Genomic DNA, 2868 nt, shown 5'->3' with positions numbered 1-2868 from the left:
GGCGTCAAGGAGATCCGCCGGTTCAAGGTCCGCTTCGTCGACCAAATGTGGCCCGGCGACCAACTGACGTGCAAGGCCGAGATCACCGACATCACGCACGACCCCGACGGCACCGCGCACGTCACCCTGGCACTGACGGCACTGCGCCAGACGGGCAAGCCGGCGCTGCTGGGCGCGGCTGAGTTCGTGCTCGACGCCCCGGCCGCCGCCGTCGTCTGAACCTTCGCGTGTGGCAGGGCGCAGAGCAGCCCCCACCGACCCCGGTCGGCCGGACCGCCCAGCCGGTCGGGGTCCTCGCCGTGTGAACCAGCAACATGGCCCGACATCGACGTCGGGCCGCATCCGGAGGACGTCGTGTATCTGACCCAACCCCTCCATCGGGCGCTCCAGCAGTTCCCGGACCGTCCGATGACGATCTGCGGCGACCGGGTGCGCACCACCCGCGAGGTGGGCGACCGGGTGGCCCGTCTGGCAGCAGCCTTCCTTCGGCTGGGTGTCCGCGCGGGCGACCGCGTGGGCATCCTCGCCCTCAACTCGGACCGGTACCACGAATTCCTGTACGCCACATGGTGGATGGGCGCCGCAGCCCATCCGGTGAACATCAGATGGTCCCCCGCCGAAATCGCCTATGCCCTGGACGACTCGGGCACCGAGGTGCTCCTCCTCGACGACGCCTTCGCACCGCTCGCGCACACTCTGAAGGAACGCTGCCCGGAACTCCGCACACTCGTCCACTGCGGTGATGGGCCCACCCCTGAGGGCATGCTCAGCTACGAGGAACTGCTGGCCAGCTCCGATCCCGTACCCGACGTCCGGCGAGGGGACGACCAACTGGCCCTACTGCTGTACACGGGCGGCACCACAGGGTTGCCCAAGGGCGTAGCCACCACCCACCGCCGCCTGCTGACCTCGATGTACGGCTCCATCATCATCAACCGCGCGGTCGAACCCGGCAGCGTCACCCTCCTCACCGCCCCCCTCTTCCACATCGCCGCCTTCTGTAGCTGGCACAACCAGAACATCGTCGGCGGCACCCATGTCTTCCTCCCCTCCTTCTCGGCAGAGGGCTTCCTCGACGCCGTACAGCGCCACAGGGTGACCAGTTGCATCCTCGTCCCCACCATGGTCCAGGCAATCTGCGAACACCCGGAGTTGGAGCAGTACGACGTCAGCAGTTTGCGCACCGTCACCTACGGGGGCGCGGGCAGCCCGCAGAGCCTGCTCCTCCAGGCGATGAGGGCCTTCCCTCGGGCCGGATTCACCCAGGGCTACGGCATGACCGAGACCGGGGTGCTCACCATCCTCGGTCGCGAGGAGCACCGGAAGGCGGGCCACCGCCTCCGCTCGGCGGGCCGGGCGACCGCGTCCGTGGAGATCGCCGTGGTCGGACCCGACGGACGGGAGCTGCCGCCCGGCGAGGTGGGCGAAGTGGTGACCCGCGGCGACCACGTGATGCTCGGCTACTGGCGCAAGCCGGAGCTGACCCACGAGGCCCTCAGGGAAGGCTGGCTCCACACCGGAGACGCGGGCCATCTGGACGAGGACGGCTACCTCTACCTCGTCGACCGCCTCAAGGACATGATCGTCACCGGTGGTGAGAACGTCTACTCCGCCGAGGTGGAGAACGCCGTCGCCGCCCACCCCGCCGTCCTCTCCTGCGCCGTGATCGGCGTGTCCGACCCCCAGTGGGGCGAGCGGGTGCACGCGGTGGTGGTTCTGCGGCCCGGCCACACCGCGATCACCGTCGAGGAACTCCGCACCCACACCAAGAGCCTCATCGCGGGCTACAAGGCCCCGCGCACCGTGGAGTTCGTCGACACCCTGCCGACGTCCGCCGCCGGAAAGGTCCTCAAGCGCGCGCTGCGCGACGCCCACGGCCAGTGACCGGCTCCACTCGCGTACCCCCGCTCGGTGAGTTCGGGCGGGAGCACGGCCTCACGAACCACGACTGACAGAAACGAGTACGCCCCATGAAGCGAAGCGTCTACAACGAGGACCACGAGGCCTTCCGCGCCGTGATCCGGGACTTCGTCGCCAAGGAGGTCGCCCCGCACTTCGCTGACTGGGAGGCCGCCGGGCTGCCTCCCCGCGAGCTGTTCCGCAAGCTCGGCGCGCTCGGGGTGATGGGCTTCGGCATCCCGGAGGAGTACGGCGGTCCCGGCGACACCGGCCACAAGTACCAAGCCATCATCAGCGAGGAGACCGCCCTCGCAGGCGTCGCGCTCGGTCACTACAACGTCAGCTCGGGCATCGTCCTGCCCTACCTGCTGAACCTCGCCACCGACGAGCAGAAGCAGCGCTGGTTCCCCGGCATCGCCACCGGCGACCTCATGCTCTGCGTGGCGATGACGGAGCCGGGGACCGGTTCCGATCTCGCGGGCATCCGCACCACCGCGAAACTGTCCGATGACGGTTCGCACTACGTCCTCAACGGAGCCAAGACCTTCATCACCGGCGCCCTCAACTCCGAACTGTGCGTGGTCGCCGCCCGTACCGCACCGGCCACCCCCGAGGACCGCCGGGCGGGCCTGTCCCTCCTCGTCGTGCCCACCGACAGCGAAGGCTTCGCCTTCGGACGGAAACTGGAGAAGATCGGCCTCAAGTCCTCGGACACCAACGAGATCTCCTTCACCGACGTCAAGGTGCCCGCCACCAACCTCCTCGGACAGGACGGTCGAGGCTTCTCCTACCTGGGACAGAACCTCCCCCGCGAACGGCTCCAGATCGGCGTCAGCGCCACCGCCGCCGCGACGGCGGCGATCCGCTTCGCCCAGGCGTACGTGGCGGAGCGCACGGTCTTCGGCAAGCCGGTCGCCGCCTTCCAGAACACCAAGTTCGTGCTCGCCGAGTGCGAGACCGAGGTCACCG

The 2868-nt window shown here is 69.0% G+C and carries 2 protein-coding genes and 1 pseudogene; all 3 read left to right on the top strand.

What is annotated here, in order from left to right; translation table 11 throughout:
* Positions 1-219, top strand: a pseudogene (locus tag ABZ842_RS07955) (hypothetical protein); the annotation flags it as partial.
* Positions 220-354: 135 nt separating this feature from the next.
* Positions 355-1884 carry a long-chain fatty acid--CoA ligase gene (locus ABZ842_RS07950; protein ID WP_361533443.1) on the top strand — a complete coding sequence of 510 codons (1530 nt, stop codon included), beginning with the start codon at positions 355-357 and terminating at the stop codon, positions 1882-1884.
* A gap of 86 nt (positions 1885-1970) precedes the next feature.
* Positions 1971-2868, top strand: an 898-nt coding sequence (locus ABZ842_RS07945) for an acyl-CoA dehydrogenase family protein (protein ID WP_361533440.1), incomplete at its 3' end; no start/stop codon positions are given.

Origin of the sequence: Streptomyces sp. NPDC047315 (assembly GCF_040643215.1) — a bacterium.
In the GTDB taxonomy this organism is placed as follows: domain Bacteria; phylum Actinomycetota; class Actinomycetes; order Streptomycetales; family Streptomycetaceae; genus Streptomyces.
The sequence above is the reverse complement of the archived record's forward strand: the minus strand, read 5'-3'. Positions and strand labels throughout refer to the sequence as shown.